The organism is Mesorhizobium sp., assembly GCF_965229135.1.
Classification (GTDB): Bacteria; Pseudomonadota; Alphaproteobacteria; order Rhizobiales; family Rhizobiaceae; genus Mesorhizobium.
In genome coordinates this window covers 4,728,030-4,753,338 of record NZ_OZ245860.1, presented here as the reverse complement: position 1 = coordinate 4,753,338, position 25,309 = coordinate 4,728,030, and the positions used below count along the sequence as shown (strand labels likewise).

Here is a 25,309-nt window from a genome sequence, read left to right as displayed (position 1 = left end):
TGCGCCTCCTATGCGGAATGCCCGCTGTGCCAGGCGCCGCCAGCGGCGCGCGCCAGGTCGGCCCGCACCATCTCCGCCACAAGCTCCTTGAAGCCGATCGTATGCGACCAGCCCAGCCTGGTCCTGGCCTTGGATGCGTCACCCAGGAGCAGGTCGACCTCGGTCGGCCGGAAGTAGCGCGGGTCGATGCGCACCAACGCGGCGCCCGAAGCGGCATCAACGCCAACTTCTTCAACGCCCTGCCCTTGCCAGCGAACGGTCCGCCCGGTCTCGGCAAAGGCCAGTTCGACAAATTCGCGCACCGAATGCGTCTCGCCCGTCGCCAGCACGAAATCGTCCGGCACGTCATGCTGGAGGATGCGCCACATGCCCTCGACGTAGTCGCGGGCATGGCCCCAGTCACGCCTGGCGTCGATATTGCCGAGATAGAGCGTGTCCTGCAGGCCGCGGTCAATCGCGGCGACAGCCCGCGTGATCTTGCGGGTCACGAAGGTTTCCCCCCGCGTCGGGCTCTCGTGGTTGAACAGGATGCCGTTGGCGGCAAACATGCCATAGGCTTCGCGATAGTTCACCGTGATCCAGTAGGCATAGAGCTTGGCGACGGCATAGGGCGAGCGCGGATGGAAGGGGGTCGTCTCGCTCTGTGGCACCTGATGCGTCTTGCCGTAGAGCTCCGATGTCGAGGCCTGGTAGAAGCGCACCGACTTTTCCAGGCCAAGGATACGGATCGCCTCCAGCAGCCTCAGCGTCCCCAGCGCATCGGCATTGCCCGTATACTCCGGCGTCTCGAAGCTCACCTGGACATGGCTCTGGGCGCCCAGATTGTAGATTTCGCTCGGCCGCGTCTCCTGTACCAGCCGGATCAGGTTGGTGGCATCGGTGAGATCGCCATAGTGCAGGAAGAAACGGGCACCACGCTCATGCGGGTCGACATAGATGTCGTCTACACGCTCGGTGTTGAACGAGGAAGACCGGCGCTTGACGCCATGAACGACATAGCCTTTTTGCAGCAATAGCTGCGCCAGATAGGCGCCGTCCTGGCCGGTCACGCCCGTTATGAGCGCCACTTTATCCATCGTCGCTGCCTTCGCTCACCTTCAGGTGAGATACCGAAAACAGATTTGGCCGGACAAGGCAAATTTATCGGCCGAACCGGAAGCGATCCGCGTCGCGATCAGACGCCCGCCACCGCGCGGAGATTTTTCATTCTGGCGACCGCCATCTCCGGATCGGCCAGCAGCCCGGCCTGATCGGCGAGGCGGAAGACATCGCCATAGTGGCGGATGCCGCGTGCCGACTGCATGCCGCCGACCATGGCAAAATGGTCCTGATGGCCATTGAGCCACGCCATGAACACGATGCCGGCCTTGTAGTATTCGGTCGGCGCCTCGAAGATTTTTCGCGACAGCGGCACCGTCGGCGCCATCAGCGCGTCATAGCCGGCACGGTCGCCGGCGGCCAGCTTCACCAGCGCCGCGTTGGCGACCGGCGCGATCGCGTCGAAAATGCCAAGCAGCGCATGAGAGTGTTTGTGTCCGTCGCCGGCGATCAGTTCGGGATAGTTGAAATCGTCGCCGGTGAACATGACGACGCCTTCGGGCAATCGGTTCCTCAGCGCGACCTCCTTGCCGGCATCGAGCAACGAGATCTTTATGCCTTCGACCTTTTCGGCGTGGCGCTCGATGATGGCAACGACGGTGTCGAGCGCGCTGTCGAAATCATGGGAGCCCCAGTACCCCTTCAATGCCGGATCGAACATGTCGCCCAGCCAGTGTAGGATGACCTTGCCCGAAGCCTGGGACAGGATGCGGTCGTAGACGCGGGCATAATCCTCAGGACCCTTGGCCACCTTGGCCAGCGCGCGGCTTGCCATCATGATCGCCTTGCCGCCCTGCCCTTCGATGAAAGCGAATTGTTCTTCATAGGCGGCGACCACGTCGTCGATCGACCTTGCCTCGCTTGCCGCCAGATGATCCGTTCCGGCGCCTGAAGCAAGATCCGCACCCTCCACGGTTCGCGCCTCGGCGATCGAGCGGCGGATCAATTCCTTCGCGCTGGCCCAGTCGAAACCCATGCCGCGCTGCGAGGTATCCATCGCCTCGGCGATGCGGAAGCCGAGCCGCCACAGATGATGGCGAAATTCCATCGTCTTGTCCCAGTCGACAACGGCCCGAGACCACGGATCGGTCATCGCCAGCGGGTCGGCGACGACATGCGCGGCGGCATAGGCGATACGCGAAAACCGCCCGCCGATCTCAGGCTGCACCGGCTTGCCGACGAGCCGGTAGGAGGCGCTGCGGCCACCCTCTTCTGGCAAGGCAATGTCCATCGATCTCTCCCTTCCCGGCGCCTATAAATGGAACGTTCCAATAAATCAAGAACCTTTATGATTTCAAGGCCCGTTCTCGCGAATTGCTGCGACGCAATACACAATTCCTTGATAGGGGCCATGTTCCGCCGATATCGATCGATTGTTCGGATTCAGAAAAAATCCTGATTGACTCGAATACCGAGCAGCGATTAGAACGTTCCAATTATCAATGAGAAAATACTGGAGGATGCATCGGATGGCCAGCCGGGCCAAGGCGACGATACTCGACATCGCCCGCGAAGCCGGCGTGTCGAAGTCGACTGTGTCGCTCGTGCTCCAGGGCAGCGGGCTGATCCGGCCTGAAACCGCGAGCAAGGTCCGCAAGGCGATCGAGGATGTCGGTTACGTCTACAACCGCGGAGCCGCCAATCTGCGCAAGGCGCACTCCAATGTCATCGGCATGGTCATCAACGACCTCACCAATCCCTTTTTCGCCGAACTGGCTGTTGGCATGGAGCGCGTCTTCCAGTCGGCCGGCATCGTGCCCTTCATTGCCAACACGGCTGAAAATCCCGTGCGCCAGGAAGAAGTGCTGAAATCGCTGATGGAGCAGGGCGTCGCCGGCCTCATCGTCTCGCCGGCGCGCGGCACGACGCCGGGCGCCTTCCGCCGGCTGGAGATGGCGGGCGTGCCCGTTGTCTTCGCCATGCGCCGTTTGCCTGAAAGCCGTATCCCGGTGATCGCGCCCGACAATCATCGCGGCGCCTACCTTGCCGCCGCCCATCTGATCGAGAAAGGGCATCGCAGGCTAGCCTTTTTCGGCGGCTCGTCCGATCTGGTCGTCTATCACGAAAGGCTGGGCGGATTTCGCGAGGCTTGCGAAACGCTCGGCATCCCCGCGACCGACACTGTGGTGGTCGAGGGCGAAACCAGCCGCCGGGGTGGCATTGCCTGCCTGGAAACGGCGCTGTCGGTGGCTGAGCCGCCAACCGCGGCACTCTGTTTCAACGATGCGGTCGCTTTCGGCGTCATGTTGGCGCTGCGCAAGCGGGGACTTGAGCCCGGAACGGATTTCGCCGTCGTCGGTTTCGACGACGTGGTCGAGGCCGAGCACTATATGCCGGCGCTGACCAGCGTCTCGGTGGATACGGCGGGCCTCGGCGAACGCGCCGCCCATGTCATGCTGAAGATGATTCAGTCACGCACCACGCGCGCCGAGGACCATATCGGCGCGGTCAACCTCATGATCAGGGAAAGCAGCGGCCCGGATCGGCGCGCGGGAACGGGAGACGCGGCATGACCGTTAGATGGGGCCTGATCGGCGCGAGCACGATCGCGCGGCAGTTCATGATCGACGCCATCCGCGCCCAAGGCGACGGCGAGATCTCGGCGGTGATGAGTTCCAGCCCCGAGCGCGCCACGACCTATGCCAGGGAGAACGGCATTCCAGTCGCCGTCTCGACGCTGGACGGCCTCTTTGGCGCGAATATCGATGCCGTCTACATCTCCACCACCAACGAATTGCATCTCGAACAGGCGCTTGCCGCGATCAAGGCGGGCAAGCATGTGCTGTGCGAAAAGCCGCTGGCACTGACCAGCGCCGACGCGCGCAAGATGGTCGCCGCCGCCAAGGCAGCCGGCGTCGTGCTCGGCACCAACCACCATCTGCGCAATGCCGGCGCTCACCGCGCCATGCGCGAGGCGATCGCCTCCGGCCGGATCGGCAAGCCGATCGCGGCGCGCGTGTTCCATTCCGTCTATCTGCCGGAAAACCTGCAGGGCTGGCGCATCACCAGGCCCGAAGCCGGCGGTGGCGTGGTGCTCGACATCACCGTGCACGATGCCGACACGCTGCGTTTCGTTCTCGGTGACGATCCCGTCGAGATTGCCGCCTTCACGCAAACCGCCGGCATGGCCGGCGGCGGGCTGGAGGACGGCGCCATGTGCATATGGCGCTTCAAATCGGGCGTCATCGCCCAGTCGCATGAGGGCTTCACCACCAAATTCGCCGACACCGGCTTCGAGGTACATGGCTCGGAAGGCTCGCTGATCGCCGGGAATGTGATGACGCAGAAGCCGGTCGGTTCGGTCACGTTGCGCACGGCGAAAGGCGAAGAGGAATTGAGCTTCGACCGCGACGACCTCTATGCGCGCTCGCTGGGTCGGTTCCACGCCGCGATCCGTGGCGAGGGCCAGCCCTCCGCGACCGGCGAAGATGGCGTCTGGTCGCTGGCATCGGCCGAAGCGGCGCTGCAATCGGCGCGGACCGGCAAGACCGTCGAGATCAATCCAAGGCTTGAGACCAACACAAGACTTGAGACCAACACAAGATCGGGGAGCGCAGTTTGAGCAAGGTCGTCTCAGCGGCTGAAGCCGCAGCCCTGATCAAGGACGGCATGGTCGTTTCCGTGTCCTCGTCCAGCGGCCTTGGCTGCCCGGACGCGGTGCTCGCCGCCATCGGCGAGCGCTTCGACACGCAAGGCCATCCGAAGAACATCACCACGCTGCACCCGATCGCCGCCGGCGACATGTACGGAATCAAGGGCATTGACCATCTGGCCAAGCCGGGCCTGTTGAAGCGCACGCTGTGCGGCTCTTACCCATCCGGTCCCTCGTCGTCCGAACCGCCACAAATCTGGAAGATGATCGGCGACAATTCGGTCGCCGCCTACAACGTGCCGTCCGGGATCCTGTTCGACATGCATCGCGAGGCGGCAGCCAAGCGCCCGGGCGTGCTGACCAAGGTCGGCCTCGACACCTTTGCCGACCCCCGCCACCAGGGTTGCGCCATGAACGCGGCTGCCAGTGACCCCATCGTGTCGGTGCAGCAGTTCGACGGCGAGGAATGGCTTTATTTTCGCTCGATCGTCCCGCATGTCTCGATCATCCGCGCCACCACGGCAGACGAGCGCGGCAACCTAACCTACGAGCATGAGGGCGCCTATCTTGGCGGCCTTGAACAGGCGCTTGCCGCCCGCAACAATGGCGGCATCGTCATCGCGCAGGTCAAGCGCGTCGTCCAGAACGGCACGCTGAAGCCGCATGACGTGCGCGTGCCCGGCGTGCTGGTCGACCACATCGTCATCGCGCCGGACCAGTTGCAGACGACGCTGACACCTTACGACCCGGCGATCTCCGGCGAGATCTTCCTGCCGCTCTCCAGCTTCAGCAACGCCGAGATGAACGTCCAAAAGGTCATAGCGCGGCGCGTCGCCATGGAGCTTTGCGATGGCATGGCGGTCAACATCGGCTTCGGCATCTCCGCCAATGTGCCGCGCATCCTCCTGGAGGAAGGCCAGCACGGCAAGGTCACCTGGGTGATCGAACAAGGAGCGGTCGGCGGCGTGCCGCTGCTCGACTTCAAGTTCGGCTGCGCCTCCAATGCCGAGGCGATCATGCCCTCGCCGCACCAGTTCATCTACTTCCAGGCCGGCGGCTTCGACGCCTCGCTCTTGTCCTTCCTGCAGATCGACCGCCACGGCTCGGTCAACGTCTCCAAACTGTCGGCACGGCCGCATGTCACCGCAGGCGCCGGTGGCTTTGTCGACATCACGGCACGGGCGAAGAAGATCGTGTTCTCCGGCTTCTTCAATGCAGGGGCAAAACTCTCGTTGGCCGATGGCGGCATCCGCATCGACCAGGAGGGCAAGGTCAAGAAGGTCGTCGCCGAGGTCGAGCACATCTCCTTCTCGGGCAAGCGCGCGGTCGCGCAGGGACAGGACATAACCTATGTCACCGAGCGCTGCGTGATGAAGCTGACGCCGGACGGTCTGCTCGTTACTGAACTGGCGCCAGGTATAGACCTGCAGCGCGATGTTCTGGCGCAGTCCGAGATTCCGCTTGGTGTCGCCAAGAACCTCAAGATCACGCCGGCGGCGCTTTATCGCGATGAATTGATCGGCCTGTCGCTCAATGGCGGCGCCTCGCTCGGAGGCGCGCATGGCTGAGCGTCTCGTCACCTTCGAGCAGGACGGCCCCATCGGCATCGTCACGCTGCGCCGTCCCGAAAAGTTCAACGCGCTGGACATCCCGATGCTGCGGGCGCTGGAGGCCGCGCTCGACGAAGCCGAGGCGGCTGAAGGCGTGCGCGTCGTGCTGCTTTGCGGCGAAGGCAAGGGCTTTTGCGCGGGCGGCGATGTCGAGGCCTGGGCGCGGATGAGCGCCGCCGACTTCCAGGTGCAATGGGTGCGCTACGGCCACCGTGTCTTCGACCGGCTGGCACGGCTGCGTCAGCCGACCATCGCCGTACTGTCCGGCCACGCGCTGGGCGGAGGGCTGGAACTGGCGGTCGCCTGCGATTTCCGTGTCGCCGAGGCACATGTCAAATTGGGCTTCCCGGAAACCTCGATCGGCGTCGTCCCCGGCTGGTCCGGCACGCAGCGCGCCGTGCGCCGCTTCGGCGCCCAGACGGTGCGGCGCATGGCCTTGGGTGGCGAGATTCTTCTCGCCCCCGAAGCCTTGGGACTGGGCGTGGTCGACCGGGTGGTCGAAACCGGCAAGGCCTCCGCCGAGGCCAAGGCCTGGGCCGAAAGAATCGCCGAGCGGGGGCCCTTGGCGACCGAAGCCGCCAAGCTGATGATCGCGGTCGCCGAAGGCGAGGAAACCGCGGCCGCGACCGAAGCGCTGGCCAGTGGCTTCATCGCGCTGACCGGTGACCTGAAGGCTGGTGCCGGAGCTTTCAAGGCCAAGCAGAAGCCAGAATTTTCACGATCCTAGAAAAGAACAAAACCTGATGAACCTGCCCCTCAAGATCGCCATGCCTGCCGAGGCATCCGCCGGCCCAAAAGCCTACCGGCTGCTGATCGACGGCAAGCATGTCGATGCCCGTGACGGCCGCGTGATTGCGCGCAAGAGCCCCGGCCACGGCTTCACCGTCTCGCAGTACGCGCAAGCCGGCGAGGCCGAAGTCGAGGCGGCGGTGCGCGCCGCGCACAAGGCGTTCGAGACCGGCCCCTGGCCGCGCATGAAAGCGGCCGAGCGCGCCGCAATCCTGCTCAAGGCAGCCGACCTGATCGAGGCGCGGCTGGAAGAGATCGCCCGGCTCGACGCGCTCGAATCCGGCAAGCCGATCGCCCAGGCGCGCGGCGAGATCGGCGGCGCCGTCGACATCTGGCGCTATGCCGCGTCGCTCGCCCGCACGCTGCACGGAGAATCCTACGCCAATCTCGGCGACGCCATGCTGGGCGTGGTCGTGCGTGAGCCGATCGGCGTCGTCTCGATCATCACGCCGTGGAATTTTCCCTTCCTCATCGTCAGCCAGAAGCTGCCCTTCGCGCTTGCCGCCGGCTGCACGGCGGTGGTCAAGCCGAGCGAGATGACGTCGGCCTCGACCTTCGTGCTCGGCGACATCCTGATGCGGGCGGGTCTGCCGGCGGGCGTCGTCAACATCCTCGCCGGCCTGGGCAGCGATGTCGGCGTACCGATGGTCAGTCATCCGCTGGTCGAGATGGTATCGTTCACCGGCTCGACGCGCGTCGGCAAGATGACGATGGCCTCGGCCGCGCAGTCGCTCAAGAAGGTCTCGATGGAGCTCGGCGGCAAGAACGGCCAGATCGTCTTTCCCGATGCCGACCTCGAAGCCGCCGCCGACGCCGCCGTGTTCGGCGGCTTCTTCAACGCCGGCGAATGCTGCAATGCCGGCAGCCGGCTGATCGTGCACGAGGCGATCGCCGATGATTTTCTCAGTGCCGTCAAGGCGCTCACCGCCAGGCTAACTGTCGGCGATCCTCTCGACGACCGCACCAAGGTCGGCGCGATGATCTCGTCCGACCACCTGGCCAAGGTGACCGATTACGTCACGGCGGCCTCGAATGAAGGCAGCAGCGTCTACAGCGGCGGCAGGCAGCTGACCTCGAATGCCGGCCAATATCTCGACCCGACCATCATGCGCGGCGTGACCGAGGACATGGCCATCGCGCGCGAGGAGGTGTTCGGGCCGGTGCTTTCGGTTCTCACCTTTGAAACGATTGAAAAGGCGTTGCACATCGCCAACAACACGCCCTATGGTTTGTCGGCGGGCGTGTGGAGCCCCAGCATCGACACATGCATGTCGGTGGCGCGAAGTGTGCGTTCGGGAACCGTTTGGGTGAACACGTTCATGGAAGGTTATCCCGAGCTGCCTTTCGGAGGCTACAAGCAGTCCGGTCTTGGACGCGAACTCGGCAAACGCGCCGTCGAGGATTATACCGAGGAAAAGACAATCCAGTTTCATCGCGGCCAGCGCACCGGATGGTGGGTCGGCTGAGTTGGGAAGAACCCGGTGGACAGCCACCGGTCGTGTGGATGCAACAAGGGAGGAAGTACATGTTGCGCAAACTGCTTATCGGAACGGCTTTGGCGTCGAGCTTTGCCTTCGCGGCGCACGCCGCTGACGTCAAGGAAGTCCAGATGCTGCATTGGTGGACGTCGGGCGGCGAAGCGGCTGCTCTCAACGTGCTGAAGGGCGACCTGGCCAAGGAAGGCTATGCCTGGAAGGACGTGCCGGTGGCTGGCGGCGGCGGTGACGCTGCCATGACCGCGCTGAAGGCGATGGTAGCGGCCGGCAACTATCCGACCGCCTCGCAGATGCTCGGCTACACCGTGCTCGACTATGCTCAGGCCGGCGTGATGGGCGACCTGACCGAGACGGCGAAGAAGGAAGGCTGGGACAAGGCCGTTCCGGCGGCCCTGCAGAAGTTCTCGGTCTATGAGGGCAAGTGGGTCGCGGTCCCGGTGAACGTCCACTCGGTCAACTGGCTGTGGATCAACAAGGCGGTGATGGACAAGATCGGCGGCACCGAGCCGAAGACGTTCGACGACTTCATCGCGCTGCTCGACAAGGCCAAGGCGGCTGGCGTCATCCCGCTGGCACTCGGCGGCCAGAACTGGCAGGAAGCCACCATGTTCGACTCGGTCGTGCTGTCGACCGGCGGACCGGACTTCTACAAGAAGGCCTTCAACGACCTCGACGAAGCCTCGCTCAAGTCGGACACGATGAAGAAGTCGTTCGACAACCTCGCCAAGCTCGTCACCTATGTCGACCCGAACTTCTCGGGTCGCGACTGGAACCTGGCCACCGCCATGGTCATCAAGGGCGATGCCCTGGTGCAGGTCATGGGCGACTGGGCAAAGGGTGAATTCCACGCTGCCAAGAAGACCGCGGGCACCGATTTCCTGTGCTATCGCTTCCCGGGCACCGACGGTTCGGTGATCTACAACTCCGACATGTTCGCCATGTTCAACGTTCCGGAAGACCGCAAGGCCGCCCAGATCGCGCTCGCCACCGCCACCCTGTCGAAGAGCTTCCAGTCGGCCTTCAACGTCGTCAAGGGCTCGGTCCCGGCCCGCACCGACGTGCCGGATACCGACTTCGACGCTTGCGGCAAGAAGGGCATCGCCGACCTGAAGAAGGCCAATGAAGGCGGCACGCTGTTCGGCTCGCTCGCCCAGGGCTATGGCGCGCCTCCGGCGGTCGCCAACGCCTACAAGGACGTCGTGACGAAGTTCGTCCATGGCCAGATCAAGACCTCCGACGAGGCCGTGACCGAGCTGGTTAAGGCCATCGACGACGCCAAGTAAGCGCCACGCACCAAGAACGCCTTCCCCGCTCCGGCGGGGAAGGCCCGATCCGCGAGCCTGATTGGCCGTGCGTCGACGGGAGGAGCCTGATGAGTACCGTAGCGACAAGCCAGATCAAGTTGACGCCGGAGCACACACGCCCGCGCGTCTCCGTACGCTCGCGCCTGCAGGACGCCCTGCCGAAGATAGTGCTGGCGCCGAGCTTCGCCATCACCGTCGTCTTCGTCTATGGCTTCATCCTGTGGACGATCTATCTGTCCTTCACCAATTCCAAGACCTTCCCGTCCTATGTCATCACAGGACCGCGCGCCTATCAGCGGCTGTGGGGCTGGACCTTCGACTCCGATCCGCCATCGAGCTGGTACACCTCGATCGTCAATATGGGCATATTCGGTTTTCTCTACATCCTGATCTGCCTTGCGCTCGGCCTGTTCCTGGCCATCCTGCTCGACCAGAAGATCCGCGGCGAAGGCGTGCTGCGGCCGATCTATCTCTATCCAATGGCGCTGTCCTTCATCGTCACCGGCGTCGCCTGGAAATGGTTTCTCGATCCGGGTCTCGGCCTCGAGCAGACGCTGCACCAATGGGGCTGGACGAGCTTCCATTTCGACTGGATCAAGAACAAGGATTTCGTCATCTACACGGTTGTCATCGCCGGCGTGTGGCAGGCCTCGGGCTTCATCATGGCGATGTTCCTGGCCGGCCTGCGCGGCATCGACGGCGAAATCATGAAGGCGGCGCAGATCGATGGTGCCACCACCTTCCAGCTCTATCGCCGGATCGTCATCCCCCTGCTGCGGCCGATCTTCCTGTCGGCCTTCATCGTGCTCGCCCACCTTGCCATCAAGTCGTACGATCTCGTGGTCGCGCTGACCAGCGGCGGGCCGGGCGGCTCGGCATGGCTGCCGTCCAACTTCATGTACGAGTACACATTCAAGCGCAACGAGATGGCCGTCGGTTCGGCCAGCGCCGTGATAATGCTGATGACCATCGTCGCCATCATCGTGCCCTATCTCTATTCGGAACTGCGGGAGAAGCCGCGATGAGCGCTGTCGCCACCCCTGCCCGCCAGGTCACAGGCGGCGTCAATGTCAAGATCGTCAACCGCATCGTCATCTACGGGCTGCTGGCCGTGTTCGCGGTGTTCTACCTGATGCCGCTGTTCGTCATGCTGGTTACCTCGTTCAAGACCATGGACGAGATCCAGAACGGCAACATGCTGGCGCTGCCCAGGGCGCCGACCTTCGACCCATGGCTGAAGGCCTGGGGCGAGACCTGCGTCGGCCTGACCTGCGCCGGCATCAAGGGTTATTTCTGGAACTCCATCAAGATGGTGGTTCCGGCCGTCCTGATCTCGACGATGCTCGGTGCGCTCAACGGCTACGTGCTGACCAAATGGCGGTTTCGCGGCCACACGCTGGTCTTCGGGCTGATGCTGTTCGCCTGCTTCATCCCGTTCCAGTCGGTGCTGCTGCCGATGGCGACGATCCTTGGCAGTCTCGGCCGCTTCGGCGTTTCGCTGCAGAACACGGTCGGCACCAGCTTCGGTCTCGGCAATTCGACGGTCAATCTCGTCTTCGTGCACGTCGTCTACGGCATCGGTTTCACCACGCTGTTCTTCCGCAACTACTACGAGGCGTTTCCGACCGAACTGGTGAAGGCGGCGCAGGTCGACGGCGCGTCCTTCTTCCAGATCTTCCGCCGCATCATGCTGCCGAACTCGATGCCAATCTTCGTCGTCACCGTCATCTATCAGTTCACCAACATCTGGAACGACTTCCTGTTCGCTTCCGCCTACGCCGGAACCGGCGACGCGATGCCGATGACGGTGGCGCTCAACAACGTCGTCAACACGTCGACCGGCGTCGTCGAATACAACGTCAACATGGCCGCCGCGATGATCGCGGCATTGCCCACCCTCCTCGTCTACGTGCTTGCCGGCCGCTATTTCGTGCGCGGTCTGATGGCAGGCGCCGTCAAAGGATAACCCGATGGCTTTTCTGGAAATTGATGGTCTGAGGAAGCGTTTCGGCCAGGTCGAAATCCTCAAGGGGATCGACCTGGATCTGGAAAAAGGCGGCTTCCTGGTGCTGGTCGGCCCGTCCGGCTGCGGCAAGTCCACGCTGCTCAACACCATCGCCGGGCTGGAAACGATCACCTCGGGAGAAATCCGCGTCGACGGCCGCACGATCAACGATCTGCATCCTTCCAAGCGCGACATCGCCATGGTGTTCCAGAGCTACGCGCTCTACCCCAACATGACGGTGGCGGGAAACATCTCCTTCGGCATGGAGATGCGCGGCGTGCCGGCGGCCGAACGCCAGAAGGCGATCGACAAGGTGGCCAAGGTGTTGCAGATCGGCCATCTCCTGCAACGCAAGCCAAGCCAGCTTTCCGGCGGCCAGCGCCAGCGCGTCGCCATGGGCCGGGCGCTGGTGCGCGACCCCAAACTTTTCCTTTTCGACGAACCGCTGTCGAACCTCGACGCGAAGCTGCGCGTCGACATGCGCATCGAGATCAAGCGCCTGCACGCCACCACCGGCACCACCATCGTGTATGTCACCCACGACCAGATCGAGGCGATGACGCTGGCGACCAAGATCGCTGTCATGCGCGACGGCGAGGTGCAGCAGTTCGGCACGCCGGCCGAGATCTACAACAACCCGACCAATCTGTTCGTCGCCGACTTCATGGGCTCGCCGGCGATGAACCTGATCCCCGCAACGATCGGTACCAACGGCAACGCGCTGTCGGTCGTGTTGCAGCGCGAGGCGCGCGAGCCGATCTCGCTGCCGATGGCCAACGCACCGGCGGGCCTGTCGGCATTCCAGGGCAAGCCGATCATCTTCGGCGTCCGCCCCGAGGCCCTGACCGATCCGGAGGGCGCCGAGCGCAACGCCTCCAACATCGCCACCGCCGATTGCCACATCGAGGTCGTCGAACCCGCGGGCTCCGACACATTCGCGGTCACCAATCTCGGCGGCAAGGGCGTGGTGGCGCGGCTGCGGGCCGATGCCAACATCCACCCTGGCACCAACACGCCGCTGGCCTTCAACCTGACCAAGGCGGTGTTCTTCGATCCGGCGACCGAAAACCGCATTCTCTAGGCCATGAGCAACCCGGATATCGTCATCATCGGCTCCGGCATCGGCGGCGCCACGATCGCCTCCGGCCTTGCCGGAAGTGGCGCCTCGATCCTGATGCTGGAGCGCGGCGAACCCTTGCCGGCAACGCCGCATGCGCGCGACACGCGCTCCATCTTCGTCGACGGCCACTACCGGCCGAAGGAGATGTGGCGCGAGGCCGGCGGAGCCGCCTTCAATCCCGGCAATTACTATTATGTCGGCGGCAATTCGAAATTCTATGGCGCGGTGCTGATCCGCTACCGCAGGCAAGACTTTTCCGCCATGGAGCACTTTGGCGGTGTCTCGCCGGCTTGGCCGTTTTCCTATGACGAATTCGAGCCCTGGTACTCAAGGGCCGAGCAGTTGTTCCGCGTGCGCGGCGCGCTCGGCGAAGACCCGACCGAGCCGTTCCATTCGATCCCTTACGCCTTCAAGCCGGTGCCCGACGAGGCACCGATCGCCCGTGCCCGCGCCGAACTCAAGGGCTTGGGCCTGCATCCGGCCTCGCTGCCGCTCGGCGTCGACATCGACACCTGGCTGAAGGAAGGCAAGACCGGCTGGGACGCCTTCCCGAACACTGGCCAGGGCAAGATGGACGCCCAGACAGCACCGCTGGCCGCGGCGCTGAAGGACAGCAACATCCGGCTCGAAACCGGCTGCCATGTCGAATATCTCGAAGCGGCGCCAGACGGCAAAAACATCGCCGCCATCCATTACCGCCGGAACGGCGAACTGAAGAAAGTCACGCCAAAGCTGGTCATCCTCTCCGCCGGCGCGGTCAATTCGGCGGTCATCCTGCTGCGCTCGCCGTCGGCCGATGGCAAGGGCCTTGCCAATCGCTCCGACCAGGTCGGCCGCAATTTCATGAACCACAATTCGAGCGCCATGCTGGCGATCGATCCGCGCCGCCGCAACGACGCCGTCTACCAGAAGACACTGATGCTGAACGACTACTATCTGTCAGACGGCAAAGGCGGCAAGCCGCTCGGCAATGTGCAGTTGCTGGGCAAGATCGACAGCAACATGCTGAGGGCCAACGTCAAGTCGATGCCGAAATTCGCGCTCGATTTCATGGCCGGGCACGCCGTCGACTGGTACCTGATGTGCGAGGACCTGCCCGACCCGGAAAGCCGCATCACGGTCGACGGCAAGGACATCGTCATGCAGTGGCGACGCTCCAACATGCAGTCGCTCGACGGCTTGACCAAGGTGATGCGCGAAAACTTCCGCGCCTGCGGCTATCCGATCGTCCTGTCGCGCCCCTTCGACAAGCGGACCCCTTCGCACCAATGCGGCACGGTGAAGATGGGCGACGATCCGGCCACCGCCCCGCTCGATCCTTTCTGCCGATCGTTTGATCACCGGAACCTGTTCGTCGTCGATGCCAGCTTCCTGCCCAACTCGGCCGCCGTGAACCCGGCGCTGTCGATCGCGGCACAAGCGCTGCGGGTGGCCGAGCATATCCGCAAGGTGGAGCTATCAGCATGATCGGTTTGCGCCGCCCCTCATCCGCCTGCCGGCACCTTCTCCCCGTGAAGGACGGGGAGAAGGGACTTGGCCGCAACGCTGGCGATCCCCCTCTCCCCGTCCTTCACCGGGAGAGGGTAAGGGTGAGGGGCAGCGCCGGCGTCCGAAAGGCTAGCCTCCCATGACCCGCCCCGCAGCCATCGTCACCGGCGGCGCACGCGGCATCGGGGTGGCTTGTGCCCAGGCGCTGGCGGATGCAGGCTTTGACATTCTGGTCGCCGACCTTGCCGACACCGCAGCCGACGGCCTTGCCGCCGACATCACCGCGCGCGGCGCGAAATTCGCCTATGTCCGCTGCGACATCGCCGATCTCGCTGGCCATACCAACCTTGTCGATGCCGCCATGGACGCCTTCGGCCGCATCGACTGCCTCGTCAATAATGCCGGCGTCGGCGCCGTGGTGCGCGGCGACCTCCTGGAACTCAAGCCGGAGAACTTCGACTGGACGCTGGGCATCAATCTGCGCGGCACCGTGTTTCTCAGTCAGGCCGTGGCCAAGGCGATACTGGCTGCACCATCCGATCATCCGAAATGCATCATCACCATCACCTCGGTCAGCGCCGAAATGGCGTCGCCCGAACGCCCCGACTACTGCATCTCGAAGGCCGGCCTGTCGATGTGGGTGAAGAACCTGGCGCTGCGGCTCGCGTCTGAAAACATCGGCGTGTTCGAGGTCCGGCCCGGCATCATCCGCACCGACATGACGGCCGGCGTAACAGCCAAATACGACGTCTTGATCGAGGGTGGACTGGTGCCGGCAAAACGCTGGGGCGAAACAGCCGACATCGGCGCCGTGGTGGCGACGCTCGCTCACGGCAAGCTCGGTTTCTCGACCGGCTCGATCATCAATGTCGACGGCGCGCTGTCCGTGCCCAGACTGTGAACAGGTAACGCCATGACCGACTACATCATCGTGGGCGCCGGCCCGGCCGGCTGCGTTCTGGCCAACCGGCTGAGCGAAGAACCCTCCAATTCCGTGGTTCTGCTCGAGGCAGGCGGCAAGGACTGGCATCCCCTGATCCACATGCCGGCGGGCTTCGCCAAGATGACCAAGGGCATCGCTTCCTGGGGCTGGTCGACCGTGCCGCAGAAGCACATGAACGACCGCGTGTTCTGGTACACGCAGGCCAAGGTGGTCGGCGGCGGTTCCTCCATCAACGCCCAGATCTACACGCGCGGCAACGCCCGCGACTACGATGCCTGGGAGAAGGAAGAAGGCCTCGCCGGCTGGGGCTATCGCGACGTGCTGCCCTACTTCAAGCGCGCCGAGAACAACCAGCGATATGCCAACGACTTCCACGGCGACCAGGGCCCGCTCGGCGTCTCCAACCCGATCGCGCCGCTGCCGATCTGCGAGGCCTATTTCCGCGCCGGCCAGGAGATGGGCATTCCCTTCAACCCGGACTTCAACGGCGCCAGCCAGGAAGGCGTCGGCTACTACCAGTTGACCCAGAAGGACGCCCGGCGCTCATCCGCGTCCGTGGCCTACCTGAAGCCGATCCGCGAGCGCAAGAACCTGACCGTCAGGACCGATGTGCTGGTGACACGCATCGTCGTCGAGAAGGGCCGCGCCATCGGCGTCGAAATCGTCGACAGGCCCGGCGGGCAGAAGACGGTCCTGCGCGCGGACCGCGAGGTCATCGTCTCGTCAGGTGCCATCGGCTCGCCGAAACTCCTGATGCAGTCGGGCATCGGCCCTGCCGATCACCTGAAGTCGGTGGGGGTCACGCCGGTGCACGACCTGCCCGGCGTTGGCTCCAACATGCAGGACCATCTCGACCTGTTCGTCATCGCCGAATGCACGGGCGACCACACCTACGACAACTATGCCAAGCTGCACCGCACGGCGTGGGCCGGCCTGCAATACCTGGTGTTGAAGAAAGGGCCGGTGGCCTCCAGCCTCTTCGAGACCGGCGGCTTCTGGTACGCCGACCCGACCGCCGCTTCGCCCGACATCCAGTTCCATCTCGGCTTGGGCTCGGGCATCGAGGCCGGCGTCGAGAAATTGAAGAATCCCGGTGTCACCCTGAACTCGGCTTTCCTGCGGCCGCGCTCGCGCGGCACGGTGCGGCTGAAGAGCGCCGACCCGGCCGATCACCCCCTGATCGATCCGAACTACTGGTCCGATCCCTATGACCGCGCCATGTCGCTCAAGGGCTTGAGGCTGGCGCGCGAGATCATGCGGCAAAAGGCGCTTGCTCCTTACGTGCTGCGCGAAGTGCTGCCGGGTCCATCGCTCGCCAGCGACGACGAGCTGATCGACTATGCCTGCCGCAGTTCCAAGACCGACCACCACCCCGTCGGCACCTGCCGCATGGGCCATGACGACATGGCAGTCGTAACGCCGGACCTGCGGCTGCGCGGCATCGAGGGCCTACGCGTCTGCGACGCCTCGGTGATGCCACGCGTCCCCTCCTCCAACACCAATGCACCCACCATCATGGTCGGCGAAAAGGGCGCTGACCTGATCCTCGGCCGCGAGCCGTTGCCGCCGGCGGTGTTTTCGGGCAATCGCGCCGCATAGAATCCTGGAAGGACAATCCGATGATCAGGCACTGCGTGTTCGTCAAATTCCGCAACGATGTCGGCACCGGCGAGCGGAAGGCGATCCACGCCGACCTCGAAGCGCTGCGAAAGGTAATCGACGGCATGGACGCGGTGAAATTCAGCGCCAATGTCAGCCCCGAGCCCTTCGCGCGCGGTTTTACCCACGGCTTCACCATCGACTTCCGCGATGCGGCCGCCCGCGACGCCTATCTCGTGCACGAAGCCCATCAACGCGCCGGCGCCCGGCTGGTGGCGGCGCTCGAGGGCGGCACGGACGGACTGATGGTCTTCGACCTGGATATTTAGAAATCCCCGGCCACGTTGCTCCACATCTTTGATCGCCTCGACCGCATACACGTGGAACCTGACTTGTTACGGAAAAGTGACCACTGGTCTTCGGAATAGTTCTTCGTTCCAACTGGTCGAACGCGATAGCCTTCCCAATATCGTCAGCGACTGTACCTCGAACGAGGACAGTCAATCACATCGATTGCCGCTTCCGCGCGGCGGATTCTTTGTGAAACGCCTTGTGACAGGGGGAGGAAGCCTTGAATCTCAATTCGCAGCAGAAGAAGACCGTCCTGGCGTCGTTTCTGGGCTGGACGCTGGACGCCTTTGATTTCTTCCTCCTGACATTCCTGCTCTCGGATATCGCGTCCGAATTCCAGACGGATGTCCCGGCAGTCTCCAAGGCGCTCTTCCTGACGCTGGCGACGCGCTTCATCGGCGCGTTCTTCTTCGGCATGCTCGCCGACAAATACGGGCGCAAGCCCATCCTCATGCTCAACATCGTCAGTTACTCCGTGATCGGAGCGCTGGCCGCCTTCTCGCCCAATCTCGGCATCTTCCTGGCGCTGCGCGCCCTGTTCGGCATCGCCATGGGCGGCGAATGGGGGCTTGGCAGTTCGCTGGCCATGGAATCCATCCCGCCCAGCGCCCGCGGCATGGTTTCGGGCATCCTGCAATGCGGATATCCAGCCGGTTACCTTCTGGCCGCGGTGGTCTACGGCCTGCTCTATCAGCAGACGATAGGCGGCTACACGGTGGGCTGGCGCGCCATGTTCCTGCTCAGCTTCATTCCGGCATTGATCGTGCTCTTCATCCGTTCCCATGTCCCGGAGTCACCCGCTTTCGTCGAGGCGCAGAAAACGGTCAAGCCTGGGCTCCTCGAAACGCTTCAAAAGCACTGGGGCATTGCCCTCTATTCCGTTGTGCTGATGATGTTCTTCAACTTCTTCAGCCACGGCACGCAGGACCTTTATCCGACATTCCTGAAGAAGCAGCACGGCTTTGACCCGCACACGGTGAGTTGGATCACCATCGTCGCTAACATCGGCGCCATCGTTGGCGGCCTGGCATTCGGCGTGCTGTCCGAGAAGATCGGCCGCGTCAATGCAATCACCATCGCCTGTGTCATCGCCCTGCCGTCGATTCCGCTGTGGGCCTACAGCACCACGCCCGTCATGCTTGCCGTCGGCGCCTTCATCATGCAGGTCGCCGTGCAAGGCGCATGGGGCGTCATCCCCGCGCATTTGAACGAACTTTCGCCCGGCGCGGTGCGCGCCACCTTGCCCGGCTTCATCTATCAGGCCGGCAATCTCGCCGCGTCCTATGGTGGCCCTTATCAGGCGGGCATCGCTGAAAGCGCCGGGGGAAGCTACGGCTATGCGCTGGCGCTGTTCGCGGGCGTGGTCGCCGTTTGTATCATCGTGGTCATCCGCTTCAGTCCGGAACGACGCGGGCAGATCATGACCGTGCATGACGGAGAGGTCCCGGCGAGAGCATGACCGCGCTGAGCCGGCATCTACCGGTGTCGGCCTCGCCTCAACCCATCCTCAGCGCGACGACACCCGCAACGATGCTGAGCGCGGCCGCACCGCGCCAGCCCGTCATCTTCTCGCCGAGCGCGAAGACCGAGATCATCATGGCGAACAGGATCGACGTTTCGCGCAGTGACGCGACCGAGGCGATCGGTGCCTTGGTCATCGCCCACATGACGATCCAGTAGGCCGCGCCGCTGAGCACGCCCGTGAAAGCGCCCGTCTTCCAGCTGGCCGCCAGTACCGGCAAGGCTTTTGGCCCCCGGAAAATGAGGCACAGCACCAAGGCACCGAATGCATCGCACACGAACAGCCATGCCGCGTAGCTCTGCGCGGTGGCGGCGAGCCGCGCCCCGCTGCCGTCGGACAGAGTGTAGCTGGCGATGAAGATCGAGGTGCCCAGAGCGTAGCCGACAGCGCGCAGATTCAGCTTCTCCAGATGCGCGCCGCCGCGAAACGACATCACCAGCGTACCCGCCGACAACAGCACGATGCCGGCGATGGCGAACGGACCGGGTACCTCGGCGACGACGAATACGCCGCCAAGTGCCGCAAGCAGCGGCGCGGTCCCTCGGGCAAGGGGATAGGTCTGGGCAAAATCGCCGGCCTTGTAGGCGCCGATCAGGAATGTCCGGTAGCCGATGTGGAAAATCACCGAGGCGATGATGTACGGCCACACTTCAGCCTTCGGCATCTCGACGAAGGGCAGCGCCACGAGTGCGGCGGTGCCCATGCCGAGCGTCATCAGGGTGATCGACATGAAGCGGTCAAGATTGACCTTGACCAGCGCATTCCAGATCGCATGCATGGCGGCGGCGGCAAGCACCGCGAAGAAGACGAAAAGCGTCATATGCGGCTCATCAGCCCCCGGAATGCGCGGCTAGGGATGTCTCGAGATCGATGTCGACGCGCACCGGGAAATGGTCCGAAGCGACCTCGCCGATGTCGGCGCTAACCGAGCTCACGCGCCCGGCAAACATGCCGCCGACGAAGCAGTGATCAAGCCGCCGCTTCATCAGCCTGCCGTCGATGGTCTTCTCATGGGTGTGGAAATCCTCGCCGGGCGCGCTGGCGACGGAAGCGGCGTCGACCAAGCCGTCGAGATAGGCGGCGCCCCGATGGTAGGGAGTGCTGCCGACGATGCGCCGGTATTCGGCGCTGCCCGGCTCCATGTTGAAATCGCCCATCCATATCGCGGCCAGCGGGTTCTCCGGCTCCTTCTCGCCATGGGTCCAGTTACGCGCGGGCTCGTCATCCGCGCCGCTCCACGGTCCGCCGTCCGACGGTGCCCGGCGATGCTCGGCGAGCAGATAATCGATCTGTTCCAGCCGCTCCTCCGCCGCGATATGGGCGAGATGTAGCGACAGCACCCTCACCGGCCCGGCCGGCGTGCGGATCATGCATTCCAGCGCCGCGTTGCGTGTGTTGAGCGGACGCACGGTACGGCGCATCGGCAGCGCATGCAGCCGCGACCAGACGATTGGCAGCTTGGAAAGCACCATGGTTCCGAACTGCCGCCGGCGGTTGACGATTCGACCATCCCGCCGCTCGCTGGCGTCCATGTCGAAGGCAGGCCCATAGACCCAGTGATAGTCGGGCAGCAGGCTGGAGAGAATGGCCGGCTGGTCGTCGAAATTGGTCCGCTGCCAATGCCGCTCCACCTCCTGCAAGGCGATGATGTCGGCGCCATCAACGATGCGCGCGGCACGCGACAGATCGTAGTGGCCATCGCCGCCAAACCCGTACTGAATGTTGTAGCTGACCAGCTTCATTGATTATCCGGCTTAGTTTCGCAAGGGAGTAACGGTTCGATATCAGGGTTGCAATGTGCAGGATCATGAAAGGGGCTTGTGCCAGCAGCCTCCCCGTTTCCACCTTGCCGGATCATGAACCGATTCCACGACACCGGAGTGTCCCCCGTGCGTCGGGAAATGACGCGTCGCGCCCGGCGAGCAGCACCGGTCCGGATGTCGTGTCAGGTCGTCAGCGGTTGGAACCGGCCCGGCGGGGAAGCCGCCAGTTCGGTCCAGTCGATCTCTTCCTCCAGGCGGTGATAGGCTTCGTCGCCGATCGTGCCGTTGCGGCGCAGCTCCTCCAGCGCATCGCGCTGGCTCTTGATGGCATAGAGGCGCAACTTGTCGTAGTCGGTCACGGCCTTGGCGTCGTCGGGATTTTCGGCGAGCGTGCGCTGCGCGGAGTACTGCTCGCGTACCGCAGCCGCGGCATTCGAGGTCTTGCCGCTCAACACGTTCAATGCGGCCTGCATGATGGCGATGCGCGCCTGTGTCACTTCCAGCTCGACGGTCTGGTCCGGATCGAGCCGCAACAGGCGCAACAGCGGCTTCAGGCTCATGCCCTGCAGCACCAGCGTGCCGAGAACGACCGCGAAGGCAGCGAGCACGATCGGGTCGCGGCCGGGAAAATCGTGCGGCAAGGCAATCGCCGCCACAAGGGTGACGAGACCGCGCATGCCGCACCAGCCAATCAGCAGGCCGCCGCGAACCGACGGCGCGTCCCGTCGCTGCTCGGCGCTGCCGAACCGCGCCAGCGCCCTGATGACCACCCCGCAGCCCAGCACCCAGACGAGGCGCGAAACGATGACGACAGCCAGGACCGTCGCGGCAAAGACGAACGCGCTGAATTGTCCGGCGCCGGCAAGCCGCTCGACGATCGACCGAGCTTGCAGGCCCATCAGCACGAAGGCCAGCACGTTGAGCACGAAGACGGCGGTTTCCCATACCGAATAGGAACTGACGCGTTTTCTGGCCGACATGTGGCGCGGCGCGGTACGCGCAAGCGTCATGGCGTAGACGACGATGGTGATGATGGCGGAAAGGCCCAGCCTGTCGGCCAGGATCCAGACGCCGAAAGTGCTTGCAAACTGAAGCACGGTGCTGCTGGCTGCGTCTTCGATGCGACCAAGCGTGGCGAGAGACAGGCGGCCGAATACGTAGCCGGCCGCAAGGCTGCCAACCGTCGACAATGCAACCACCGGCGCGGCACTGCTCAACAGGATCGGGCCGAGAGCGGCGGCCACGGCAATGCGATAGATCAGCAGCGCCGTCGCGTCGTTGAGCAGGCTTTCACCTTGCAGGATGGCGGTGATGCGGTGCGGAACCTTGAACTGGCCAAGCACCGCCGAAGCCGCGACGGCATCGGGCGGCGCGACGATGGCGCCAAGCGCTATGGCCGCGGCGATCGGCAGGCCTGCCATAGTCCACCCGACCAGCGCCACGGTCGCCGTCGTGAACAAGACGGCACCAAGCGCCAGCAGCAACAGCGGCACGCGGTAGCGATTGAGGTCGCGCAGCGACGTGTCGTAGGCGGCGTCGAGCAGCACCGGCGCGATGAACAGGGCCAGCGCCAGTTCCGGATCGATCTCGATCCTTGGCACTCCCGGCAGGAAGGCGATGCCCGCGCCCGCCAGGGCCAGCAGCGAAGGATAGGGAATCTGCACGCGCCGTGACACCGCTGTCAAAGCGACGGCAATCAACAACAGGACAAGCGTCAGTTCGAAGAGGGCCATGCCCTATCGTAGCGGCCGAACGGAACGATTGGCAGTAGCAAAGTCACTTGAATGGAAGCCCGGCGCCGATGCCGTGCGGCGAAACCCAACGCCGGCAATTCCGCCCCGTTTGAGCAGTTCGTCATGCACTCCAAACGGCCGCGTGAGCGCCTAGTGGAGCACCAGCATGTCGTTCGAGGAGAAGGAAATCTCGGCCTTCTCGCCGACAGCGGGCGGCGGAGCCGCCGGGCTGTTGAATGTATCGAGCGACACCGTGTTGCCGCCGATGCCGACACGAACCCGGATCACCGAGCCGAGGAAATGCACCTCCGAGATCTCGCCCGAAAGGCTTGAGTCCCGGCCGGGCTGGCGACCCAGCGAAATGGCCTCCGGCCGCAGCGCAAGCGACAGCGTATCGCCGGACTTGGAACCGTTGAGCTTGCCCTTCAGCGAGACGTGCTCGTTGTTGACCCTGACCGTCCCAGACGAGGCATCGGTGACGGTGCCCTCGAGCACGTTCAGAGTGCCGACGAAATTGGCGACGAACTTGGTTGCCGGCCTGTTGTAAATCTCGAACGGCGTGCCGACCTGCTCGGCCTTGCCGCCATACATGACGGCGATGCGGTCCGAGATCGACAGCGCCTCTTCCTGGTCGTGCGTCACAAAGATCGTGGTGATGCCTAGCTTCTTCTGGATCGAACGGATTTCCTCACGCAGCGACACACGCACCTTGGCGTCGAGCGCCGACAACGGCTCGTCGAGCAGCAGGAGCTTCGGCTTGGGCGCGATTGCCCGCGCCAGCGCGATACGCTGCTGCTGGCCACCGGAGAGCTGGTAGGGATAGCGATCGCCCATCTGCGGCAGCTTGATGATGTCGAGCATCTCGGCGACACGCTTGTCGGCGTCAGCCTTCGGCATGCCGGCGACCTTCAGTCCGAATGCGATGTTCTGCGCCACGGTGAGATTCGGGAACAGCGCGTAGGCCTGGAACACCATGCCGACATTGCGCTGGTTGGGCTTCAGCCGCGTGATGTCCTTGCCGCCGACGATGATCTTGCCGCCTGAAGGCTCCTCGAAACCGGCGACCATGCGCAGCACCGTGGTCTTGCCGCAACCCGACGGACCGAGAAACGAGACGAACTCGCCAGGTTCGACGTCAAGGCTGAAATCCTGCACCACGGTATTGGTGCCGTAGGACTTTCGCACATGCTGGATGGACAGGAATGGCTCGACCATGGCTTTTCTCTCGATCAATTCGGGCGGTTCGCCGATTTCGGCGCAAAGCGGGACAGGATCTGGATGAGCGACATGCAGCCCCAGGTGATGGCGAAGGCGATGACGGCAAGGGCTGCAGGCTCATAGGCGCGGTTGGCGCCGATGTTCTGCAGGTAAGGCCCGAAGGCCGGGCGGTTGAGCAGGCTCGCCATTGTGAACTCGCCGATAACGATCGCGAAGGTCAGGAACGCGCCGGACAGCACCGCAATCAGCACATTGGGCAGGATAACCCTCGTGATGATTGTCGACCAGCCCGCGCCGAGAATCTGCGCCGCTTCGGTAAGTGTGCGAACGTCGATGGTGCGAAGCCCCGTATCGACGGCGCGGTACATATAGGGCAGCGACAAGGTCGCATAGCCAATCACCAGCAATGCACTGGCGCCCAGGTCACTCGCCAGGAATGGCAGCGGCGAATTCGAGCCGTACATGCGGATATAGCCGAAGACGATGACGATGGCCGGGATGACCAGTGGCAGCAGCGTGATGAACTCCACGATTGGCCGCAGCTGCGGAAGCCGCAGCCGGATCCAGTAGGCCGCCGGCACTACGACCAGCACACCGAGGATGATTGTGAAGACGGCGGCGATCACCGAATACATGAACGTTGCCTGGAAGCGTGGATCGCCAAGCACGATTTGGTAGGCGTCGAAGGAATGGACGCCGCGCCGTAGGCGTAGCGAAAACTCGAACGTCGCGAGCAGCGGAATGAAGAAATACGCCGCGCTGAGCGCGAAGACGACCCAGGCCCAGAATTTTCCCGACTTCATTTGAGCCACCTCTCCGAACGCGTCCGGAACCAGATGTAGAAGACATTCGCAAGCCCGGTGATCACGATCATGCCGAAGGCAATGGCGTAGCCGAGTTGCGGGTTGTGCAGCACGTCGCCATTGATCTGCGAGTAGAGCTTGATCGGGACGATGTTCAACTGCGGACCGGCAAATGCATAGGCGGTGGCGATGGCGCCGAAGGAATTGGCGAACAAGAGGATGACGGTGCCGAGGAAGCTTGGCCAAAGCACCGGTATGACAACCATGCGCCAATACTGCCCCTGGGTGGCGCCGAGCGTAGCGGCGGCCTCGCCCCATTCCTTTTTCAGTCCGTCGATCGCCGGCACGATGATGACGACCATCAGCGGAATCTGGAAGAACAGGTAGACCACGATCAGCCCCGCCGTGGTCAGGAAATTGAACCCCATCGCGTATATGTTTAGGTTGAACCAGTCACGCAGGATCACCGTTACGATGCCGACGCGACCGAGCGTCGCTATGAACGCAAAGGCAAGTGGCAAGCCGGCGAAGTTCGAGGCAACGCCGGAAAATGTCAGGGTCGCCGAGCGTATCCAGTTGGGCAGGCCGCCGCGCACGATCGCAATAGCCAGTGCCAGCCCGGCAAACGCCCCGATGATGGCCGACCAGAAACTAATCTTGATCGAAACCCAGTAGGCATTGCTGATGGATGGGTCGCTAACCAGTTGAAGGATGTTGTCCAGCGTCAACTGGCCGTTCGCGTCCTGGAAAGCTCCGACGACGAGATAGAGCGTCGGCAGGATCAGGAACATAATGGTAAAAATGAAAAACGGCGCCACGCCGATCCATTGCGTCGGCAGGCGAAAAGCGGTCGCCTCGTTCGGCGGCGCGGATTT

At 63.7% G+C, this 25,309-nt stretch carries 22 protein-coding genes; 14 read left to right on the top strand and 8 right to left on the bottom strand.

What is annotated here, in order from left to right; genetic code table 11:
• Nucleotides 1-8 precede the first annotated feature (8 nt).
• The gene (gene gmd / locus ACO07C_RS22745) at nucleotides 9-1,076 is read right to left on the bottom strand and encodes a GDP-mannose 4,6-dehydratase (RefSeq protein ID WP_421916407.1); all 1,068 of its coding nucleotides are present in this window, start codon (nucleotides 1,074-1,076) and stop codon (nucleotides 9-11) included.
• 98 nt (nucleotides 1,077-1,174) lie between these two features.
• Nucleotides 1,175-2,329, bottom strand: coding sequence for a dihydrodipicolinate synthase family protein (locus ACO07C_RS22740; protein ID WP_421916406.1), 1,155 nt, complete (start codon nucleotides 2,327-2,329; stop codon nucleotides 1,175-1,177).
• 238 nt (nucleotides 2,330-2,567) lie between these two features.
• Here ACO07C_RS22740 and ACO07C_RS22735 point away from each other — a divergent pair, with 238 nt between their 5' ends.
• The 14 genes from ACO07C_RS22735 to ACO07C_RS22670 all read left to right on the top strand — a co-directional run bounded on the left by ACO07C_RS22735 (nucleotide 2,568) and on the right by ACO07C_RS22670 (nucleotide 18,854).
• Complete coding sequence (locus tag ACO07C_RS22735) at nucleotides 2,568-3,611, top strand: LacI family DNA-binding transcriptional regulator (RefSeq protein ID WP_421916405.1); 1,044 nt, start codon at nucleotides 2,568-2,570, stop codon at nucleotides 3,609-3,611.
• Nucleotides 3,608-4,660 (top strand): Gfo/Idh/MocA family protein, encoded by a 1,053-nt coding sequence (locus tag ACO07C_RS22730; RefSeq protein WP_421916404.1) that lies wholly within the window; start codon nucleotides 3,608-3,610, stop codon nucleotides 4,658-4,660. The genes ACO07C_RS22735 and ACO07C_RS22730 overlap by 4 nt, the downstream gene beginning before the upstream one ends.
• Nucleotides 4,657-6,258: an acyl CoA:acetate/3-ketoacid CoA transferase gene (locus tag ACO07C_RS22725; RefSeq protein ID WP_421916403.1), complete on the top strand. Its 1,602-nt coding sequence runs from the start codon at nucleotides 4,657-4,659 to the stop codon at nucleotides 6,256-6,258. The genes ACO07C_RS22730 and ACO07C_RS22725 overlap by 4 nt, the downstream gene beginning before the upstream one ends.
• Nucleotides 6,251-7,027, top strand: a complete 777-nt coding sequence (locus ACO07C_RS22720; RefSeq protein ID WP_421916402.1) for an enoyl-CoA hydratase/isomerase family protein — start codon at nucleotides 6,251-6,253, stop codon at nucleotides 7,025-7,027. Before ACO07C_RS22725 ends, ACO07C_RS22720 begins: the two co-directional genes overlap by 8 nt.
• Nucleotides 7,028-7,043: 16 nt before the next feature.
• A complete protein-coding gene (locus ACO07C_RS22715; protein WP_421916401.1) occupies nucleotides 7,044-8,555 on the top strand; it encodes an aldehyde dehydrogenase family protein in 1,512 nt (503 codons plus the stop codon).
• 59 nt (nucleotides 8,556-8,614) lie between these two features.
• Nucleotides 8,615-9,868, top strand: a complete 1,254-nt coding sequence (locus ACO07C_RS22710) for an ABC transporter substrate-binding protein (RefSeq protein ID WP_421916399.1) — start codon at nucleotides 8,615-8,617, stop codon at nucleotides 9,866-9,868.
• 89 nt (nucleotides 9,869-9,957) lie between these two features.
• On the top strand, nucleotides 9,958-10,914 hold the full coding sequence (locus ACO07C_RS22705) for a carbohydrate ABC transporter permease (protein WP_421916397.1): 957 nt from the start codon (nucleotides 9,958-9,960) through the stop codon (nucleotides 10,912-10,914).
• Nucleotides 10,911-11,855 carry a carbohydrate ABC transporter permease gene (locus ACO07C_RS22700; protein ID WP_421916396.1) on the top strand — a complete coding sequence of 315 codons (945 nt, stop codon included), beginning with the start codon at nucleotides 10,911-10,913 and terminating at the stop codon, nucleotides 11,853-11,855. The genes ACO07C_RS22705 and ACO07C_RS22700 overlap by 4 nt, the downstream gene beginning before the upstream one ends.
• 4 nt (nucleotides 11,856-11,859) lie before the next feature.
• Nucleotides 11,860-12,975 (top strand): ABC transporter ATP-binding protein, encoded by a 1,116-nt coding sequence (locus ACO07C_RS22695; protein WP_421916395.1) that lies wholly within the window; start codon nucleotides 11,860-11,862, stop codon nucleotides 12,973-12,975.
• Between the two features lie 3 nt (nucleotides 12,976-12,978).
• A complete protein-coding gene (locus tag ACO07C_RS22690; protein WP_421916394.1) occupies nucleotides 12,979-14,481 on the top strand; it encodes an FAD-dependent oxidoreductase in 1,503 nt (500 codons plus the stop codon).
• Nucleotides 14,482-14,641: 160 nt separating this feature from the next.
• Nucleotides 14,642-15,403: a 3-ketoacyl-ACP reductase gene (locus ACO07C_RS22685; protein WP_421916393.1), complete on the top strand. Its 762-nt coding sequence runs from the start codon at nucleotides 14,642-14,644 to the stop codon at nucleotides 15,401-15,403.
• Nucleotides 15,404-15,415: 12 nt separating this feature from the next.
• Complete coding sequence (locus ACO07C_RS22680) at nucleotides 15,416-17,044, top strand: GMC family oxidoreductase (RefSeq protein ID WP_421916392.1); 1,629 nt, start codon at nucleotides 15,416-15,418, stop codon at nucleotides 17,042-17,044.
• Between the two features lie 20 nt (nucleotides 17,045-17,064).
• Entirely contained in the window at nucleotides 17,065-17,373 is a 309-nt protein-coding gene (locus ACO07C_RS22675) for a Dabb family protein (RefSeq protein ID WP_421916391.1), read from the top strand.
• Between the two features lie 242 nt (nucleotides 17,374-17,615).
• Nucleotides 17,616-18,854 carry an MFS transporter gene (locus ACO07C_RS22670; RefSeq protein WP_421916390.1) on the top strand — a complete coding sequence of 413 codons (1,239 nt, stop codon included), beginning with the start codon at nucleotides 17,616-17,618 and terminating at the stop codon, nucleotides 18,852-18,854.
• Between the two features lie 37 nt (nucleotides 18,855-18,891).
• Here ACO07C_RS22670 and ACO07C_RS22665 read toward each other — a convergent pair whose 3' ends face one another.
• The 6 genes from ACO07C_RS22665 to ACO07C_RS22640 all read right to left on the bottom strand — a co-directional run bounded on the left by ACO07C_RS22665 (nucleotide 18,892) and on the right by ACO07C_RS22640 (nucleotide 25,225).
• On the bottom strand, nucleotides 18,892-19,737 hold the full coding sequence (locus tag ACO07C_RS22665) for an EamA family transporter (RefSeq protein WP_421916389.1): 846 nt from the start codon (nucleotides 19,735-19,737) through the stop codon (nucleotides 18,892-18,894).
• 10 nt (nucleotides 19,738-19,747) lie between these two features.
• Nucleotides 19,748-20,659: an endonuclease/exonuclease/phosphatase family protein gene (locus tag ACO07C_RS22660; protein ID WP_421916388.1), complete on the bottom strand. Its 912-nt coding sequence runs from the start codon at nucleotides 20,657-20,659 to the stop codon at nucleotides 19,748-19,750.
• A gap of 203 nt (nucleotides 20,660-20,862) precedes the next feature.
• On the bottom strand, nucleotides 20,863-22,413 hold the full coding sequence (locus ACO07C_RS22655; protein WP_421916387.1) for a cation:proton antiporter: 1,551 nt from the start codon (nucleotides 22,411-22,413) through the stop codon (nucleotides 20,863-20,865).
• Between the two features lie 150 nt (nucleotides 22,414-22,563).
• Nucleotides 22,564-23,628, bottom strand: coding sequence for an ABC transporter ATP-binding protein (locus ACO07C_RS22650; protein WP_421916386.1), 1,065 nt, complete (start codon nucleotides 23,626-23,628; stop codon nucleotides 22,564-22,566).
• Between the two features lie 14 nt (nucleotides 23,629-23,642).
• Nucleotides 23,643-24,434 (bottom strand): ABC transporter permease, encoded by a 792-nt coding sequence (locus tag ACO07C_RS22645; protein WP_421916385.1) that lies wholly within the window; start codon nucleotides 24,432-24,434, stop codon nucleotides 23,643-23,645.
• Nucleotides 24,431-25,225, bottom strand: coding sequence for an ABC transporter permease (locus ACO07C_RS22640; RefSeq protein WP_421917586.1), 795 nt, complete (start codon nucleotides 25,223-25,225; stop codon nucleotides 24,431-24,433). The genes ACO07C_RS22645 and ACO07C_RS22640 overlap by 4 nt, the downstream gene beginning before the upstream one ends.
• Nucleotides 25,226-25,309 lie beyond the last annotated feature (84 nt).

What these genes read in the sequence shown, in the direction of transcription:
- gmd (WP_421916407.1), bottom strand. Translation starts at nt 1,076, where the DNA reads ATGGATAAAGTGGCGCTCATAACGGGCGTGACCGGCCAGGACGGCGCC.
- ACO07C_RS22740 (WP_421916406.1), bottom strand. Translation starts at nt 2,329, where the DNA reads ATGGACATTGCCTTGCCAGAAGAGGGTGGCCGCAGCGCCTCCTACCGG.
- ACO07C_RS22735 (WP_421916405.1), top strand. Translation starts at nt 2,568, where the DNA reads ATGGCCAGCCGGGCCAAGGCGACGATACTCGACATCGCCCGCGAAGCC.
- ACO07C_RS22730 (WP_421916404.1), top strand. Translation starts at nt 3,608, where the DNA reads ATGACCGTTAGATGGGGCCTGATCGGCGCGAGCACGATCGCGCGGCAG.
- ACO07C_RS22720 (WP_421916402.1), top strand. Translation starts at nt 6,251, where the DNA reads ATGGCTGAGCGTCTCGTCACCTTCGAGCAGGACGGCCCCATCGGCATC.
- ACO07C_RS22715 (WP_421916401.1), top strand. Translation starts at nt 7,044, where the DNA reads ATGAACCTGCCCCTCAAGATCGCCATGCCTGCCGAGGCATCCGCCGGC.
- ACO07C_RS22710 (WP_421916399.1), top strand. Translation starts at nt 8,615, where the DNA reads ATGTTGCGCAAACTGCTTATCGGAACGGCTTTGGCGTCGAGCTTTGCC.
- ACO07C_RS22705 (WP_421916397.1), top strand. Translation starts at nt 9,958, where the DNA reads ATGAGTACCGTAGCGACAAGCCAGATCAAGTTGACGCCGGAGCACACA.
- ACO07C_RS22700 (WP_421916396.1), top strand. Translation starts at nt 10,911, where the DNA reads ATGAGCGCTGTCGCCACCCCTGCCCGCCAGGTCACAGGCGGCGTCAAT.
- ACO07C_RS22695 (WP_421916395.1), top strand. Translation starts at nt 11,860, where the DNA reads ATGGCTTTTCTGGAAATTGATGGTCTGAGGAAGCGTTTCGGCCAGGTC.
- ACO07C_RS22690 (WP_421916394.1), top strand. Translation starts at nt 12,979, where the DNA reads ATGAGCAACCCGGATATCGTCATCATCGGCTCCGGCATCGGCGGCGCC.
- ACO07C_RS22685 (WP_421916393.1), top strand. Translation starts at nt 14,642, where the DNA reads ATGACCCGCCCCGCAGCCATCGTCACCGGCGGCGCACGCGGCATCGGG.
- ACO07C_RS22680 (WP_421916392.1), top strand. Translation starts at nt 15,416, where the DNA reads ATGACCGACTACATCATCGTGGGCGCCGGCCCGGCCGGCTGCGTTCTG.
- ACO07C_RS22675 (WP_421916391.1), top strand. Translation starts at nt 17,065, where the DNA reads ATGATCAGGCACTGCGTGTTCGTCAAATTCCGCAACGATGTCGGCACC.
- ACO07C_RS22665 (WP_421916389.1), bottom strand. Translation starts at nt 19,737, where the DNA reads ATGACGCTTTTCGTCTTCTTCGCGGTGCTTGCCGCCGCCGCCATGCAT.
- ACO07C_RS22660 (WP_421916388.1), bottom strand. Translation starts at nt 20,659, where the DNA reads ATGAAGCTGGTCAGCTACAACATTCAGTACGGGTTTGGCGGCGATGGC.
- ACO07C_RS22655 (WP_421916387.1), bottom strand. Translation starts at nt 22,413, where the DNA reads ATGGCCCTCTTCGAACTGACGCTTGTCCTGTTGTTGATTGCCGTCGCT.
- ACO07C_RS22650 (WP_421916386.1), bottom strand. Translation starts at nt 23,628, where the DNA reads ATGGTCGAGCCATTCCTGTCCATCCAGCATGTGCGAAAGTCCTACGGC.
- ACO07C_RS22645 (WP_421916385.1), bottom strand. Translation starts at nt 24,434, where the DNA reads ATGAAGTCGGGAAAATTCTGGGCCTGGGTCGTCTTCGCGCTCAGCGCG.
- ACO07C_RS22640 (WP_421917586.1), bottom strand. Translation starts at nt 25,225, where the DNA reads ATGTTCCTGATCCTGCCGACGCTCTATCTCGTCGTCGGAGCTTTCCAG.